Here is a 15,082-nt window from a genome sequence, read left to right as displayed (position 1 = left end):
ACCCGGCCTCCACGCGCGCGTGCCGCCCGCTGCGGCCGTCACCCGTACGGACCAAGCGTGCCGCCGTGGGCGCCAGGGAACTGGTGGCCCTCGCCTGGCGTTGACCAGTACGGAAGGGTCCACTGGACGTGACGCCACGGCACCGGTGGCATCGGAGACCAGGAAGCGACCACAGCGAGCGACACCAGCAAGCAAAGGGTTCCCCTGCTGCACCACTTGGAGGGCGTACCGTGCACCGCCGGCACAACGGGCTCAGGACCGCAGTACTCCTCGGGGGACTGTCGGCGCTCATCATCGTCATCGGCAGCTTCTTCGGCCGAGCGGGGCTCGTCGTCGCCGTCCTCATCGCCCTGGGCACGAACGCGTACGCGTACTGGAACAGCGACAAGCTCGCCCTGCGCGCGATGCGTGCCCGCCCGGTCAGCGAGTTCGAGGCCCCGGCGCTGTACCGCATGGTCCGCGAGCTCTCCACCCAGGCCCGTCAGCCCATGCCCCGGCTGTACATCTCGCCGACGGAGGCACCGAACGCCTTCGCCACCGGCCGTAACCCGCGCAACGCGGCCGTGTGCTGTACCGAGGGCATCATGCGCCTGCTCGACGAGCGGGAACTGCGCGGCGTCATCGGACACGAACTCAGCCACGTCTACAACCGCGACATCCTGATCTCCTCCGTCGCCGGCGCCCTCGCCTCCGTGATCATGTTCCTGGTCAACTTCGCCTGGCTGATCCCCATCGGACGCTCCAACGACGATGACGGACCCGGTCTGCTGGGCATGCTCCTCATCATGATCCTCGGTCCGCTCGCCGCCACCGTCATCCAACTGGCGATCAGCCGCTCCAGGGAGTACGAGGCCGACGCCTCCGGCGCCCAGCTCACCGGTGACCCGATCGCCCTGGCCGGCGCCCTGCGCAAGCTCGAGATGGGCACGAAGCAGCTCCCGCTGCCCCCGGAGCCCCGGATCGAGACCGCCAGCCACATGATGATCGCGAACCCCTTCCGGCCGGGACAGGGGCTCTCGAAGATGTTCTCCACCCACCCGCCGATGGCGGAGCGAATCGCCCGACTCGAAAAGATGGCAGGTCGTCAGCAGTGAAGACCATCCTCAACGTCATTTGGCTCGTGCTCAGCGGCTTCTGGCTGTTCCTCGGCTACCTGGTCGCGGGCGCGCTGCTCTGCATCACGATCATCGGAATCCCGTTCGGCATCGCGGCCTTCCGCATCGGTGTCTACGCTCTGTGGCCCTTCGGGTACACGGCGGTGGAGCGCCGCGACGCGGGGGCACCCTCCTGCGTCGGCAACGTGCTCTGGCTGATCCTCGCCGGCTGGTGGCTTGCCATCGGCCACATCGTCACCGGCATCGCGCTGTGCGTCACGATCATCGGCATTCCGCTCGGCATCGCCAACTTCAAGCTGATCCCGGTCTCGCTGCTCCCGATGGGGCGCGAGATCGTGCGGACGGACCAGCCGTTCACGGCCACCGGCTCCACGCAGCGGTCCGGCTGGTAGGAGCCCTGTTCTCCACAGCCCAAGGGTTCTCCACAGCCCAAGGGTTCTCCACAGCCCAAGGGTTGTCCACAGGACCGCTCGGTTGTCAGCGGCGGCCTGCATCATGAACCCATGACCGAGATCGAGCAGTTGCTGGCACGGGTGGCCGACAAGGCACGCAACACCCGTCCGTGGGGCTGGGCTTCCCTGCCCGAGCCCGTCGACGAGGCGACGCCCGCCCGCGCCGAGGCCGCCCTGGGCTTCTCCCTGCCCCCACTGCTCGCCGAGCTCTACCTGCGGATAGGAGACGGTGGGTTCGGCCCCGAGTACGGCCTGTTGCCCCTGCTCGACAGCCCGCCTTCCGGCGAGCCCGCCGCTGTCTCCCAGTACCTCGCCAACCGCGAGGAAGGACTGAAAGATCCCGACTGGCCCTGGCCCGAGGGAGTCCTGCCGATATCCCACTGGGGCTGCGCGATGTACGCGTGCGTGGACTGCCGCTCCCCGCAGGCCACCGTCCTGCTCTTCGAGCCCAACCCCGGCAGCGCCGACCGGGCCTGGTTCGTCGACGCCCCGAGCCTCACGGACTGGCTGCGCGCCTGGGTCGACGGCACGGGCTGGTACGAGGAGGCCAACGGTGGGCTCGAGCTGGCCACGTGGACCGAAACCGCAGGTGTGATGGGTCGCACCCCTGCTGATCAGCGCAACCACCGGGCGTGATCGGAACGTCCTCCCACCCAGACGGCAAGAAGACGCGCGGAGGAACGAGCCCACAGCGTTGGGACAGCGCGGGCACAGAGAGAAAGGGCAGGTTCACGGCATGACCGTTATCGGCTGGATCATCCTCGGACTGTTGGCCGGAGCCATCGCCAAGTTCCTGCTGCCGGGCCGCGACCCGGGAGGGCTCGTCGGCACCACCCTCATAGGCATCGCGGGGGCGTTCATCGGCGGCTGGATATCGGCCCGCTGGCTGGACCACCCGGTCAGCAAGGACTTCTACGACGGCGCCACGTGGGCGGCGGCGATAGGCGGTTCCCTGGTGCTCCTGGTCGCCTACCGGCTCCTGTTCGGCAACTCGCGCGACTGAACACGGTGGGACCGCGGCCGGCGGACGATCCGGCACATGAACGGCGGACGATGAGGGCGCGCACCGTACGGTGCACACCCTCATCATCCGCGGGGACGTCCAACGCCTCGTCGCCTCGGTCGCGCCGTCGGCTCAGCAGGTCACCGGTAGTTCACGAACTGCAGCGCGAAGTCGAAGTCCTGGCCCTTCAGCAGGGCGATCACGGTCTGCAGGTCGTCCCGGCTCTTGGAGGTGACCCGCAGTTCCTCGCCCTGCACCTGGGCCTTCACGCCCTTGGGGCCCTCGTCGCGGATGAGCTTGGCCACCTTCTTCGCGTTCTCCTGGGAAATACCCTCCTCGATCGACGCGAAGATCTTGTACTCCTTGCCGGAGAGCTGGGGCTCGCCCGCGTCCAGAGCCTTCAGCGAGATGCCGCGCTTGATCAGCTTGGACTGGAAGACGTCGAGGACAGCGTTCACCCGGTCCTCGGAGTTGGCCTCCATGAGGATCTTCTCCCCGGACCAGGAGATCGAGGCGCCCACGCCCTTGAAGTCGTAGCGCTGCGAGATCTCCTTGGCGGCCTGGTTGAGGGCGTTGTCGACCTCCTGCCGCTCGACCTTCGAGACGATGTCGAAACTGGAGTCGGCCATGTCCTGTGGCTCCTTGTATCTGGGTGCGTGTCGGGCCGCGTATCGGGTCCGTACCGGCGTACAACGGCGGCCGGCGAGCCCGCAGGGGGCCTCGGCCGCATCCGGACCAGCCTAGTCACCCGCCGCCCCCCGAGCGGCGATCAATCGGGTGGCGAAGCACCCCTCCACATCAGGTATTGTTTACGTCGTTGCCACGGAGCACCGCCGAAAAGCGGTTCGACGGGCAGCGAACCCCGGCGGTGTGCCCGAGCGGCCAAAGGGAGCAGACTGTAAATCTGCCGGCTCAGCCTTCCCAGGTTCGAATCCTGGCGCCGCCACACGGGAACGAAGACCCCGTGACCTGCCCGAACAGCAGGTCACGGGGTCTTCGTCATGTGTCGGCCCCGAGAGAGGGACTCTCGCTGCGGGTGCTGCCGGGCAGACTGGTGACATGGTCTCGTCCTCCCGTCGCAGAACCTGCCCCGAGTGCCGTCGCGAGATCGCCGTCGTCGCGGGGCGGTACACGCGTCACGATCCGCCCGGGACGCGGGAGAGCGGCGAGCTCGTCTCCTGCCCGGGGTCGCGTCGCACGGCGCAGCTCGGTGCGGCGCAGCCGTCCCTGGACGGGTACGTCGTCCCCGACTTTCCCGGGCAGTTGCCGCTGTTCTGACCACGCGTGCCGGGGCGCGCCTCACGCGCCCCACGCGCCCCGCGCCCTCAGTTCCCGGCCACCGACTTCACCGCCACCGACACGGGCGTGGAACCGCTGATCAGCTCCAGGGTCAGGCCGTTCGTGGCCGGGGTGTCGACCAGTTCCGCCAGTACGGCGGCCACGTCGTCGCGCGGGACCGGGCCCCGGCCGGTGTGTGCCTCCAGGCGTACGAGGCCGGTACCGGCGTCGTCCGTCAGCGCGCCCGGGCGCAGGATCGTCCAGTCCAGCTCGTCCAGCGAGCGCACGTACGCGTCGGCCTCGCCCTTGGCGCGCTGGTAGACGTCGAAGATCTCGTCCCCCTGGTGGCCCGGGTCGGCGCCCATGGAGGACACGACGACGAAGCGCCGTACGCCCGCCCGGACCGCCGCGTCCGCGAAGAGGACCGCCGCCGCCTTGTCCACCGTGTCCTTGCGGGCCGCTCCGCTGCCGGGGCCCGCGCCCGCCGCGAAGACCGCCGCGTCCGCGCCCCGCAGCCGCTCCGCGACCTCGTCGACCGAGGCCGACTCCAGGTCGAGCACGACCGGTTCGGCGCCGGCCGCACGCAGATCGTCGGCCTGCTCGGCCTTGCGGATGATGCCCGCCGCCTCGTCACCACGCGCGGCGAGCAGGCGCTCCAGCCGCAGCGCGATCTGACCATGACCACCAGCGATGACAATGCGCATGTCTTCGACCGTACGCTCCGACGGCCGCCCGCGCCGCACGACTTCGGCCGCATCCACCGGACGTGCGCCGCGCTCCCTCCGTCAGGAGGCCTCCCCACGCCCCGCAGGCCCCCCGCGCCCCTGCCGAGGCAGCCCCAGGTCGGTCGCGGTCGTCGAGTCGCCGTACTCCCGTACGGCGCTGGTCCGTGACACAACGCGCCCCCGGTGCACCACGATCCGGCTGTACGCCAGCGACAACGCCCCCGCCAGCCGGTCCCCGCGTACCGCGAGGAGTTCGGCCGGGAAGCCCGCCTCGACCCGTACCTCGGGAAGGCCCAGGGCCGCCCGCGCCGCCGCGCTCACCGCGTCGTACGCGTCCTCCGGGCGCAGCCCGTGGCACGCGGCCAGCAAGTAGGCGGCCTCCAGGGGGTCACCGCGCCCGACCGGGTTGGACACGTCCCGCAGCGCACCGCTCCCGGCGGCCACCCGCACCCCGGCCGCGCGCAACAGCCGTACCGGAGCGGTGCCGTCGCGGCGGTCGACGGCGCCGCAGGCGCCCTGCGGCAGGCACACCACCGTCACCCCGGCCGCCGCGAGCCGGTCGGCGGCCCGGGCAGCCGCGTCGGCGGGCAGGCGGCCCAGCCCGTCGCAGGGGCCGAGGGTCACTCCGGGGCGCAGCCCACCCGCCATCGCCGCCAGCCGGGCCAGCCGCACCGGGTCGGCGGCGTCCGTGTGCAGGTCGACCGGGCAGCCGTGCTCGGCGGCGACCTCCAGGGCCGCCTCCGCGTACCCGGTCGGATCGGGGTCCAGGTCCGGACACCCGCCCACCACGTCCGCGCCCATCTTGACCGCGTCCCGCAGTATCGCCAGCCCGTCGGCCCCGGCCACCCCGGTCAGCACCCTCGGCATCGCCACCGCGGTCAGCTCGGCCAGCCCGCGCAGCGAACGCCGCGCCCGCAGCACGGCGGTCAGCGCGCCCAGCCCCGCGACGTCGCCCACCCGCACGTGTGCCCGCACCGCGGTCGCCCCGTGTCCCAGCTGGAGCAGGGCGGCCTCGGTGGCCCGGCGCTGGACGTCCTGGGGGTCGTAGGAGACGGGGCCGGGGGCGTCGGCCGTGAGCGCCGTGTCGCCGTGGACGTGGGGCTCGGCGGGGGCCGGGAGGAGCAGGTACCCGGAGAGGTCCACGCGGGTGCCGGGGCCGGGTGTGCGGGCCGCCGTCAGGCTGCCGGCCGTGCCGACCGCCTCGATGCGCCCGCCGTGCAGCCGTACGTCCACGGTCCGGCCGTCGGTGAGCCGCGCCCCGGACAGCAGGAGCGAGCCGCGGTCGGCGGGGCCCGAGGGGGAGGGCGAGTGGGGCGGCTGCGGCTGGCTGTCGGGCATCGCGCTCCTCTGGGCTCGGACTGCGCAGTGGGGGACGCAAGATCACGCAGAGTGAGTCGAGCCTAGGACGGTGATCAGTCCGTGGCGCGGAGGAGCGCAATAGTCGTACCGGTGCGGTCTGCCGTCCCCGCGGCGGTGGGGACGGGCCGGGACAGGGGCGGCGAAACGGATTTGGGCGATCGGCGGGCGACCGTGTAATGTCTTCATCGCTCGCCCCAATAGCTCAGTCGGCAGAGCGTCTCCATGGTAAGGAGAAGGTCTACGGTTCGATTCCGTATTGGGGCTCTGGTGTGAGAGGTTCCCGCCGCGAGGCGGGGCCCGATCGCATCACAGCGGTGTAGCTCAGTCGGTAGAGCAAGCGGCTCATAATCGCTGTGTCACCGGTTCAAGTCCGGTCACCGCTACTCTCAGTAGCCGATTGCGGGGTCGGTCCTTCAATCGGCTACTCTTTCTTGCGTTAATACCATCAATCCGTTCGTCAAGGAGTGCACTCACGTGGCTGCCACCGACGTCCGCCCGAAGATCACGCTGGCCTGCGTGGAGTGCAAGGAGCGGAACTACATCACCAAGAAGAACCGGCGTAACAACCCGGACCGACTGGAGATGAAGAAGCACTGCCCGCGTTGCAACGCGCACACCGCGCACCGCGAAACGCGATAGAAACAGGCTCGTACACGAGGCCGTCCCCGAGGTTTGGGGGCGGCCTCGTGTCGTTTTGTTCAGTGGGGCCCGAGAGGGCGCCCACAGCCGCACAGAGCAGCAGGAGGTTGCGAGCCCATGGCGCTCGACCAGTCGTTCGTGGGGCGGACCTATCCGCCCACCGAGCCCTACGAGGTGGGCCGGGAGAAGATCCGCGAGTTCGCGGAGGCGGTGGGTGACGCCAGTCCGGCGTACACGGACACGGAGGCCGCGAAGGCGCTCGGCCACCCGGATGTGATCGCTCCGCCGACCTTCGTGTTCTCGATCACGTTCAAGGCGGCCGGTCAGGTCATCGAGGACCCGCAGCTCGGCCTGGACTACAGCCGGGTGGTCCACGGTGACCAGAAGTTCGCCTACGTCCGCCCGGTGCGGGCCGGTGACCGGCTCACGGTGACCTCGACCATCGAGGCGATCAAGTCGATGGCGGGCAACGACATCCTGGACATCCGCGGCGAGGTCCACGACGAGGCCGGCGAGCACGTCGTGACCGCCTGGACCAAGCTCGTGGCCCGCGCGGCCGAGGAGGCGTGAGCATCCCATGACGGCGAAGGTCACTTACAGTGACGTCGAGGTCGGCACCGAACTGCCCGCGCGGAGTTTCCCTGTGAACCGCGCCACTCTCGTGCGGTACGCGGGTGCCTCCGGCGACTTCAATCCGATCCACTGGAACGAGAAGTTCGCCAAGGAGGTCGGCCTGCCGGACGTCATCGCGCACGGCATGTTCACGATGGCCGAGGCGATCCGCGTGGTCACCGACTGGACCGGCGACCCGGGCGCGGTCGTGGAGTACGGCGTCCGGTTCACCCGGCCCGTCGTGGTCCCGAACGACGACCACGGTGCCGTGATCGAGGTCAGCGGCAAGGTCGCGGCCAAGCTCGACGACAACACCGTCCGCGTCGACCTCACGGCCACCAGCGCCGGTCAGAAGGTCCTCGGCATGTCCCGGGCGGTCGTACGACTCGCCTGAGACCGGGTGGCCGGTCCTCGTCCCCGGCGGTTGGGCTGCCGGGAGGCGACGGGGGCCGGCCGGGGCCCATCCCCGGTACCCGCCATGCGTGAGCGATGAGTCCGGGTGGCGGATCGGGTCTGTTCTGTATGACCCGAATCATCGCTGACATCTCGATCTCCCTCGACGGTTACGTCACCGGGCCCGACCCCGGCCCGGACAGCGGTCTGGGCACCGGCGGGGAGGCCCTGCACACCTGGGCGTTCTCCGACGACCCCGACGACCGCCGGATCCTGCGCGAGGCGACCGCACGCTCGGGTGCCGTCGTCCTCGGCCGCCGGCTCTTCGACGTGGTCGACGGGCCGTACGGCTGGGACGACACGTCCGGCTACGGCGCCGGCGAGGTCGGCAAGCCCGCGTTCGTCGTCGTGACCAGCTCGCGGCCGGAGTCGGTGCGACTCACCCACCTCGACTGGACGTTCGTCACCACCGGTCTGCCCGACGCCCTCGACGCCGCGCGGGAGCGCGCCGAGGCGGCGTCGTCGGACGGCGGCAAGGACCTCGACGTCGTCCTCATGGGCGGCGGTGCCACGATCGGCTCGGCGCTCGGCGCCGGGCTGGTCGACGGCCTGTCCCTGCACCTCGCGCCCGTGGTGCTGGGCGCCGGGACGCCGCTGTTCACCGGCGGAGCGCCGCGCACGCTGGTGCAGCGCGGCGTGACCCGGACATCGACCGCGACGCACCTGACGTACGACGTCCTGTGACGTGTTCTCTTGACGTTGACGTTGACGTAGTTAGTGATTGAGTACTAACTTACTTCGCATGGTCAGGATGAGTGCAGAGGAGCGGCGCGAGAGTGTCATCCGTGCGGCGACGAGCGAGTTCGCCCGGGGTGGCTACTACGGCACGTCCACGGACGCCATCGCCAAGCGGGTGGGAGTTTCCCAGCCGTATCTCTTCCGGCTCTTCCCGAGCAAGAAGGCGATCTTCCTGGCGGCGGCGGAACGCTGCCTGCAGGACACCCGTCGGGTCTTCGAGGTGTCGTCCGAGGGTCTGTACGGCGAAGAGGCCCTGCAGGCCATGGCCGAGGCCTACACGCGACTGATCGACGAGCAGCCCGAGCGGCTCCAGATGCAGTTGCAGGTGTACGTCACGGTCGCGGCGGCGGAGGCGGCGGGGGATCACGAGTTCGGCGAGATGGTCCGCAAGGGCTGGCTGGATCTCTGGGACGCCGTACGCCTGCCCCTTGGCGGTGACGTCAACGAGACGACGACGTTCATGGCGTACGGGATGCTCATCAATGCCCTGGCCGGCATGGGCTTCCCGCCCGGACACCGGATCTGGGACGGCCTCCACCTCTCGGCGCAGGTCAGGCGGAACGAAGAAGGCGCGTAGGGGCGCACGGGTGCGTGCGGGCGCGCAGGGCGTGCACGCCGCGCTCGGGGTGGGCGCTTTCGTATGCCTCATTAAGTTAGTCAGTAATTACTAACCAAACCAACCGATCACGATCAGTGGACACCCTCTGGGGGAGAGATGTCGCACGAAAGCGCACGTCGTGGGGGAGCAGGCTGGGCCCTCGTCATCACCAGCGTCGCCGGTTTCATGGCGGCACTGGACAATCTCGTCGTCACCACCGCCCTGCCCGCCATCCGCGAGGACCTGGGCGGGGCGCTGCACGACCTGGAATGGACGGTGAGTGCCTACACGCTCACCTTCGCGGTGCTCCTGATGTTCGGCGCGGCCCTCGGTGACCGCTTCGGCCGCCGCAGGCTCTTCGTGGTCGGCCTCACCGTCTTCACCGGTGCCTCCGCCGCCGCGGCCCTGGCGCCCGGCATCGACTCGCTCATCGCCGCCCGCGCGGTCCAGGGCGTCGGCGCGGCGATCATGATGCCGCTGACGCTGACCCTGCTGACGGCCGCCGTGCCCGCCGAACGGCGCGGGATGGCGTACGGCATCTGGGGCGCCGTCAACGGGCTCGCCGTGGCCTCCGGTCCGCTGGTCGGCGGCAGCCTCACCGAGCACATCTCCTGGCAGTGGATCTTCTGGCTGAACGTTCCGCTGGGGCTCGCCCTGCTGCCCCTCGCCCGCCTTCGCCTCGCCGAGTCGTACGGCACCGGCGCCCCGCTCGACCTCCCCGGCACCCTGCTCGCCAGCGGCGGACTCTTCGGCATCGTCTACGGCCTGGTCCGCGGACCCGTGGACGGCTGGGACGGCCCCGTGGTGCTGATCGCTCTGTTCGCCGGCGCCGCGCTGCTGGCGGGCTTCGTCCATCACGGCATCAACCACAGGAACCCCATGCTGCCCATGAGGCTGTTCCGCTCCCGTGCCTTCTCCGGCATCAACGCGGCGAGCCTGCTGATGTTCCTGGGGATGTTCGGTTCGATCTTCCTGCTCAGCCAGTACATGCAGGGCGTCCTCGGCTACTCGCCCACCGAGGCAGGCCTGCGCATGCTGCCCTGGACCGGGATGCCGATGCTGGTCGCTCCGATCGCCGGCATCCTCTCGGACCGGATCGGCGGGCGCCCGGTCGTCGCCGCCGGACTCTTCCTCCAGGCGGCCGGCCTCGGCTACCTCGCCTCCGTGATCACGGCCGACGCCTCCTACGCCGTCCAGCTGCCCGGTCTGATCATCAGCGGAATCGGCATGGCCCTGTTCTTCGCTCCCGCCTCCGCCCTGGTGATGTCCAGCGTCGTACCGAAGGAGCAGGGCATCGCGTCGGGCGCGAACAACGCCCTGCGGGAGGTGGGCGGCGCGCTCGGCATCGCGATCATGGGCTCGATCTTCGCGGCGCAGGGCGGTTACGAGTCCGGGCGGTCCTTCGTCGACGGGCTGCGGCCCGCGGTCGCGGTGGGCGCCGGTGTGGTCGCCCTCGGAGGCTTCGCGGCCCTCGTGATCCCGTCCCGCCGCCGGGACGACCAGGCGTCCACCGACGGGTCCGGGACCGGACCGGCACCGACAGCCGAGCCGGTGCTCGTCCCGGCCGGGGAAACGGCCTCCCGCTGACGCACGCCCAAGCGCGAAGCGACGCACGAGAAACCAAGCACGAGAAACCAAGCACGACAAACAAAGCCCGAGAAACAAGGCACGAGCGAAAGGAGTCCGACATGCCCACCCTCCCCTGGACCGTGCCGAACCGGCCGCCGCAGGCCACCGAGGTACACGTCTTCGCCTCCCGCTTCGAGACCCGCACGCTGTGGGGAGCGCTGAAGTTCCTGGCGCGCACGCCGGGCGTGTGGCGCCAGATCGGGGGCGCGCCCGGAGCGTACGGCGCCTCCCTGAAGGCGGAGCCGTTCAAGCGGACGTTCTGGACGGTGTCCGCCTGGGAGTCGCCGGAGGCCCTCAAGACGTTCGCCCACTCCGGCAACCACGCGCCGACCTCTCGCGGGCTGTCCGCGCAGATGCGGGACTCGAAGTTCGCCTCCTGGGCGGCACCGAGCGACGCGCTCCCGGTGAGCTGGGCGGAGGTGCGGGAGCGGCTTCGCTGAGGGCCGGGTAAGGACGGATATGAGGACAGGAAACGCCCCGGCCGAACGGTCAGGGCGTTTCCCGCTGCTCCGGGCTGTCAGTGCCGTCTCGTAGTCTTGGGCGCGTGCAGGAACTCCACGACGCCCCCCTCGCCCCGCTGACCACCTTCCGGCTGGGAGGACCGGCGACCCGGCTGGTCACGGCCACGACCGACGCCGAGGTGATCGACGCCGTCCGCGAGGCCGACGACACCGGCACGCCCCTGCTGCTCATCGGCGGCGGCTCCAACCTGGTCATCGGCGACAAGGGCTTCGACGGCACCGCCCTGCACATCGCCACGCGCGGCTTCTCCCTCGACGGCACGACGCTGGAGCTGGCGGCCGGCGAGATCTGGACCGACGCCGTCGCCCGCACCGTCGAGGCCGGACTCGCCGGCGTCGAGTGCCTGGCCGGCATCCCCGGCTCGGCGGGCGCGACCCCCATCCAGAACGTCGGCGCGTACGGCCAGGAGGTCTCCTCGACGATCACCGAGGTGATCGCTTACGACCGCAGGTCCGGCGAGACCGTCACCCTCACCAACAGCGACTGCGGCTTCTCCTACCGCCACAGCCGCTTCAAGGCCGAGCCCGAGCGGTACGTCGTCCTGCGCGTCCGCTTCGGGCTGGAGGACGCCGACGGGCTCTCCGCGCCCCTCCGTTACGCCGAGACGGCCCGCGCCCTCGGCGTGGAGCCCGGCGAGCGGGTACCGCTGACCGAAGCCCGCGACACCGTGCTGAAGCTGCGCGCCGGCAAGGGCATGGTCCTGGACCCCGAGGACCACGACACCTGGTCGGCCGGGTCGTTCTTCACCAACCCGATCCTCACGGACGAGGAGTTCGCGGTGTTCCGCGCGCGCGTGGACGAGCGCCTCGGCGCCGGCGCCGAGCCGCCCGCCTTCCCGGCCGGGGAGGGCCGTATCAAGACCTCCGCGGCCTGGCTGATCGACAAGGCCGGTTTCACCAAGGGCTACGGCACCGGGTCCGCCCGCATCTCCACCAAGCACACCCTCGCCCTCACCAACCGCGGCGACGCGACCACGGAGGACCTGCTCGCCCTGGCCCGCGAGGTCGTCACCGGCGTCCGCGAGGCCTTCGGCGTCACACTGGTCAACGAACCGGTGACGGTCGGCGTCAGCCTCTAGCCGCAGCCGCAGCCGCAGCCGCAGCCGCAGCCCGAAGTTCAGGGCGTCAGTACGCCATACCCACGCCCTGCTTCACGGTCCCCGCGTCTCCGGTCATCGCGAGCATCGCATGGGCGACGTCGGCGCGGCCCATGAGACGGCCCTTGGACGGGAAGCCGCCGACCACCGTCCGGTACCGGCCGGACACCGGCTTGTCCTGCAGCCGCGGCGGCCGGGCGACCGTCCAGTCGGTGGCGCTGCGCGCCAGCTCGGCCTCCATGGCGCGCAGATCGGCGTAGATGCCCGCGAGAACGGCGGAGACGACCCCGCGCACGCCCCGGTCCAGCAGCCCGGCGTCCTGCGGCTCGGGCCCGACGGGGGCGGCACTGACGACCAGCAGCCTGCGCACGCCCTCCGCCTCCATCGCGTCGAGTACCGTCCGGGTCAGCCTGGTCGCGACCCCGGCGTCGGCGCGGCGACGTGCGCCGAGCCCGGACAGCACGGCGTCCCGCCCGGCCACCGCGGGCCGCACCGCTGCGGGGTCGCTCAGGTCCGCGCGGAACACCTCCAGGCGCTCGCCGGTGACGGACAGCCGCGCGGGGTCCCGTACGACGGCCGTGACCTGGTGACCGGCGTCGAGTGCCTGCCGGACGACTTCCTGGCCGATGCCCCCGGTGGCACCGAAGACGGTGAGCTTCATGGCGTACTCCGTTCCGCACGGCGGCGTGGCTGCGCTCTGCGCTCTGGTGGTGAGCGCGGTGGGTGAGTACTCACTCACCGCCCTCTCCTCTAGGGTGAGTAAGTACTCACCCACGCGTCAAGCCCCGACGGGAGCAGCCATGCCGTCCGCCAAGCCGGCCCGGGAACGCATCTTGGACGCCGCCCACGATCTGATGCTGACCGTCGGGCTGGCCCGCGCCACCACCAAGGAGATCGCCAAGGGAGCCGACTGCTCCGAGGCCGCGCTGTACAAGCACTTCGCGAGCAAGGAAGAGCTCTTCATCCGCGTCCTGTCCGAACGGCTGCCGCGGCTGACTCCTTTGCTGCACGGCCTCGCCACGGAGCCGGGCCGCGCCTCCCTGGAGGAGAACCTCACGGAGATCGCCCGCCAGGCCGCGCTCTTCTACGAGCAGAGCTTCCCGATCGCCGCCTCGCTGTACGCCCAGACGCAGCTCAAGCGGCGGCACGACGACGCGATGCGGGAGCTCGGCACCGGGCCGCACCTGCCGATCGAGGGCCTCGACGCCTACCTGCGCACCGAGCAGGCCGCAGGGCGGGTCCGCGCCGACGCGGACACCTTCGCCGCCGCGTCGCTCCTGCTGGGCGCCTGCTCGCAGCGGGCGTTCGCGTACGACGCGACGCGCACCGGCACCCGTCCACCGGTGGACGACTTCGCGCGGCGACTGGCCCGGACGCTGCTCGCGGGAATCTGCTGAACTGCTGCCCGACGCGGGGCGGGACACGCGGCCGGGCGGAGGCAGGCCCCGACGGCCCGCAGCTGGGCGGGACGAGCCCGGACGGCCCGCAGTTGGGCGCCGGACGAGCCCCGGCTACCTGCGGCCGGGCGCGGACGAGCCCCGGCTGCCCGGAGCCGGGCGCGGACGAGCCCCGGCTGCCCGGAGCCGGGCGCGGACGAGCCCGGACGGCCCGCAGCCGGGCGTGGACGAGCCCCGACTACCCGGAGCCGGGCGGGAACGAGCCCCGACCCCACCGCCACCGAACGCCAGACGGACGAATCCCTGCTCGTGCCCGGTTACTCGGTCAGCCAGTCGTCCACCCCCGCCAGCAGCCTCCCCTTCACGTCCTCCGGCGCGGCCGAGCCCCGTACCGACTGGCGTGCCAGTTCCGCCAGTTCGGCGTCCGTGAACCCGTGGTGGTCCCGGGCGATCTCGTACTGGGCGGCCAGCCGCGCCCCGAACAGCAGCGGATCGTCCGCGCCCAGCGCCATCGGGACCCCCGCCTGAAACAGGGTCCGCAGCGGTACGTCCTCCGGCTTCTCGTAGACGCCCAGGGCGACATTCGACGCCGGGCACACCTCGCACGTCACCTGCCGGTCCGCCAGCCGCTTCATCAGCCGGGGGTCCTCCGCCGCCCGCACCCCGTGCCCGATCCGGTCGGCCTCCAGGTCGTCCAGGCAGTCCCGCACGGACAGCGGCCCGGTCAGCTCGCCCCCGTGCGGTGCGGACAGCAGCCCCCCGTCCCGCGCGATCGCGAACGCCCGGTCGAAGTCCCGGGCCATGCCCCGCCGCTCGTCGTTGGAGAGCCCGAACCCGACCACGCCCCGGTCCGCGTACCGCACCGCGAGCCGGGCCAGCGTCCGCGCGTCCAGCGGATGCTTCATCCGGTTCGCGGCGACCAGCACCCGCATCCCGATCCCGGTGTCCCGCACGGTCGTCTCCACCGCGTCCAGGATGATCTCCAGCGCCGGGATCAGCCCGCCCAGCCGCGGCGCGTACGACGTCGGGTCCACCTGGATCTCCAGCCACCCCGACCCGTCCCGCAGGTCCTCCTCCGCGGCCTCGCGGACCAGCCGCTGGATGTCCTCCGGCTCCTGGAGGCACGATCGCGCCGCGTCGTACAGCCGCTGGAAGCGGAACCAGCCCCGTTCGTCCGTCGCCCGCAGTTTCGGGGACTCCCCGCGGCCCAGCGCATCGGTCAGCGTCTCGGGCAGACGCACACCGTGCTTGTCGGCCAGTTCCAGCAGGGTCGCGGGCCGCATCGACCCGGTGAAGTGCAGGTGGAGATGGGCCTTCGGCAGTTCAGAGACATCACGTACACGCTCCATTCCGTGATCCTGCCGCACGACACGCCCGGCCCGACAGCACTTTCCCCGTACGTGGTCTTGCTCGCACAAACAAACAGGGCCGCACCTCGACGCCGAGGTGCGGCCCTGCTCAGCGAG

The 15,082-nt window shown here is 71.2% G+C and carries 19 protein-coding genes and 3 tRNA genes; 17 read left to right on the top strand and 5 right to left on the bottom strand.

Annotated elements, in window-relative coordinates:
• The first annotated feature begins 230 nt into the window (after positions 1-230).
• From htpX to RI578_RS16405, 4 genes are all read left to right on the top strand, one after another.
• Positions 231-1,094 carry a zinc metalloprotease HtpX gene (gene htpX / locus RI578_RS16420; RefSeq protein ID WP_210957975.1) on the top strand — a complete coding sequence of 288 codons (864 nt, stop codon included), beginning with the start codon at positions 231-233 and terminating at the stop codon, positions 1,092-1,094.
• Positions 1,091-1,507, top strand: a complete 417-nt coding sequence (locus tag RI578_RS16415) for a YccF domain-containing protein (protein ID WP_310871769.1) — start codon at positions 1,091-1,093, stop codon at positions 1,505-1,507. The genes htpX and RI578_RS16415 overlap by 4 nt, the downstream gene beginning before the upstream one ends.
• Positions 1,508-1,618: 111 nt before the next feature.
• The gene (locus RI578_RS16410) at positions 1,619-2,203 is read left to right on the top strand and encodes an SMI1/KNR4 family protein (RefSeq protein ID WP_310871768.1); all 585 of its coding nucleotides are present in this window, start codon (positions 1,619-1,621) and stop codon (positions 2,201-2,203) included.
• 100 nt (positions 2,204-2,303) lie between these two features.
• Positions 2,304-2,570 (top strand): GlsB/YeaQ/YmgE family stress response membrane protein, encoded by a 267-nt coding sequence (locus tag RI578_RS16405; protein ID WP_055418406.1) that lies wholly within the window; start codon positions 2,304-2,306, stop codon positions 2,568-2,570.
• A 140-nt stretch (positions 2,571-2,710) separates the two neighbouring features.
• Here the strand turns inward: RI578_RS16405 and RI578_RS16400 are convergent, their stop codons facing one another.
• Positions 2,711-3,199 carry a YajQ family cyclic di-GMP-binding protein gene (locus RI578_RS16400; RefSeq protein ID WP_121748622.1) on the bottom strand — a complete coding sequence of 163 codons (489 nt, stop codon included), beginning with the start codon at positions 3,197-3,199 and terminating at the stop codon, positions 2,711-2,713.
• 235 nt (positions 3,200-3,434) lie between these two features.
• Between RI578_RS16400 and RI578_RS16395 the strand changes: the two genes are divergently transcribed.
• Both RI578_RS16395 and RI578_RS16390 read left to right on the top strand, forming a co-directional pair.
• A tRNA-Tyr gene (locus RI578_RS16395) sits at positions 3,435-3,516 on the top strand.
• Positions 3,517-3,629: 113 nt separating this feature from the next.
• On the top strand, positions 3,630-3,848 hold the full coding sequence (locus RI578_RS16390) for a hypothetical protein (protein WP_310871767.1): 219 nt from the start codon (positions 3,630-3,632) through the stop codon (positions 3,846-3,848).
• A 47-nt stretch (positions 3,849-3,895) separates the two neighbouring features.
• Here RI578_RS16390 and RI578_RS16385 read toward each other — a convergent pair whose 3' ends face one another.
• Both RI578_RS16385 and RI578_RS16380 read right to left on the bottom strand, forming a co-directional pair.
• Positions 3,896-4,552 carry an NAD(P)H-binding protein gene (locus RI578_RS16385; RefSeq protein WP_310871766.1) on the bottom strand — a complete coding sequence of 219 codons (657 nt, stop codon included), beginning with the start codon at positions 4,550-4,552 and terminating at the stop codon, positions 3,896-3,898.
• A gap of 81 nt (positions 4,553-4,633) precedes the next feature.
• The gene (locus RI578_RS16380; protein WP_310871765.1) at positions 4,634-5,911 is read right to left on the bottom strand and encodes a hydrolase; all 1,278 of its coding nucleotides are present in this window, start codon (positions 5,909-5,911) and stop codon (positions 4,634-4,636) included.
• Between the two features lie 212 nt (positions 5,912-6,123).
• On the opposite strand from RI578_RS16380, the gene RI578_RS16375 reads away from it, so the two are divergent.
• From RI578_RS16375 to RI578_RS16330, 10 genes are all read left to right on the top strand, one after another.
• Positions 6,124-6,196, top strand: a tRNA-Thr gene (locus tag RI578_RS16375).
• A 46-nt stretch (positions 6,197-6,242) separates the two neighbouring features.
• A tRNA-Met gene (locus tag RI578_RS16370) sits at positions 6,243-6,315 on the top strand.
• A 91-nt stretch (positions 6,316-6,406) separates the two neighbouring features.
• A complete protein-coding gene (gene rpmG, locus RI578_RS16365; protein WP_003948671.1) occupies positions 6,407-6,571 on the top strand; it encodes a 50S ribosomal protein L33 in 165 nt (54 codons plus the stop codon).
• 117 nt (positions 6,572-6,688) lie between these two features.
• On the top strand, positions 6,689-7,141 hold the full coding sequence (locus RI578_RS16360; protein ID WP_310871764.1) for a MaoC family dehydratase N-terminal domain-containing protein: 453 nt from the start codon (positions 6,689-6,691) through the stop codon (positions 7,139-7,141).
• Positions 7,142-7,148: 7 nt separating this feature from the next.
• Positions 7,149-7,577, top strand: coding sequence for a MaoC family dehydratase (locus RI578_RS16355; protein ID WP_310871763.1), 429 nt, complete (start codon positions 7,149-7,151; stop codon positions 7,575-7,577).
• Positions 7,578-7,705: 128 nt separating this feature from the next.
• Complete coding sequence (locus tag RI578_RS16350; protein ID WP_310871762.1) at positions 7,706-8,320, top strand: dihydrofolate reductase family protein; 615 nt, start codon at positions 7,706-7,708, stop codon at positions 8,318-8,320.
• Between the two features lie 58 nt (positions 8,321-8,378).
• Positions 8,379-8,951: a TetR/AcrR family transcriptional regulator gene (locus RI578_RS16345; protein ID WP_310871761.1), complete on the top strand. Its 573-nt coding sequence runs from the start codon at positions 8,379-8,381 to the stop codon at positions 8,949-8,951.
• A gap of 138 nt (positions 8,952-9,089) precedes the next feature.
• A complete protein-coding gene (locus RI578_RS16340; RefSeq protein WP_310871760.1) occupies positions 9,090-10,559 on the top strand; it encodes an MFS transporter in 1,470 nt (489 codons plus the stop codon).
• 101 nt (positions 10,560-10,660) lie between these two features.
• Positions 10,661-11,041 (top strand): DUF3291 domain-containing protein, encoded by a 381-nt coding sequence (locus tag RI578_RS16335; protein ID WP_310871759.1) that lies wholly within the window; start codon positions 10,661-10,663, stop codon positions 11,039-11,041.
• Between the two features lie 104 nt (positions 11,042-11,145).
• Positions 11,146-12,201, top strand: a complete 1,056-nt coding sequence (locus RI578_RS16330; protein WP_310871758.1) for a UDP-N-acetylmuramate dehydrogenase — start codon at positions 11,146-11,148, stop codon at positions 12,199-12,201.
• Positions 12,202-12,247: 46 nt separating this feature from the next.
• Here RI578_RS16330 and RI578_RS16325 read toward each other — a convergent pair whose 3' ends face one another.
• On the bottom strand, positions 12,248-12,880 hold the full coding sequence (locus tag RI578_RS16325) for an NAD(P)H-binding protein (RefSeq protein WP_310875783.1): 633 nt from the start codon (positions 12,878-12,880) through the stop codon (positions 12,248-12,250).
• A 139-nt stretch (positions 12,881-13,019) separates the two neighbouring features.
• Here RI578_RS16325 and RI578_RS16320 point away from each other — a divergent pair, with 139 nt between their 5' ends.
• Positions 13,020-13,616, top strand: coding sequence for a helix-turn-helix domain-containing protein (locus tag RI578_RS16320; RefSeq protein ID WP_310871757.1), 597 nt, complete (start codon positions 13,020-13,022; stop codon positions 13,614-13,616).
• A 317-nt stretch (positions 13,617-13,933) separates the two neighbouring features.
• Here the strand turns inward: RI578_RS16320 and RI578_RS16315 are convergent, their stop codons facing one another.
• Positions 13,934-14,965 (bottom strand): adenosine deaminase, encoded by a 1,032-nt coding sequence (locus RI578_RS16315; RefSeq protein ID WP_310871756.1) that lies wholly within the window; start codon positions 14,963-14,965, stop codon positions 13,934-13,936.
• Positions 14,966-15,082: the final 117 nt, after the last annotated feature.

It is taken from the genome of Streptomyces sp. BB1-1-1 (assembly GCF_031597775.1).
GTDB lineage: Bacteria > Actinomycetota > Actinomycetes > Streptomycetales > Streptomycetaceae > Streptomyces > Streptomyces thinghirensis.
This window is presented reverse-complemented; position numbering and strand designations above follow the sequence as displayed.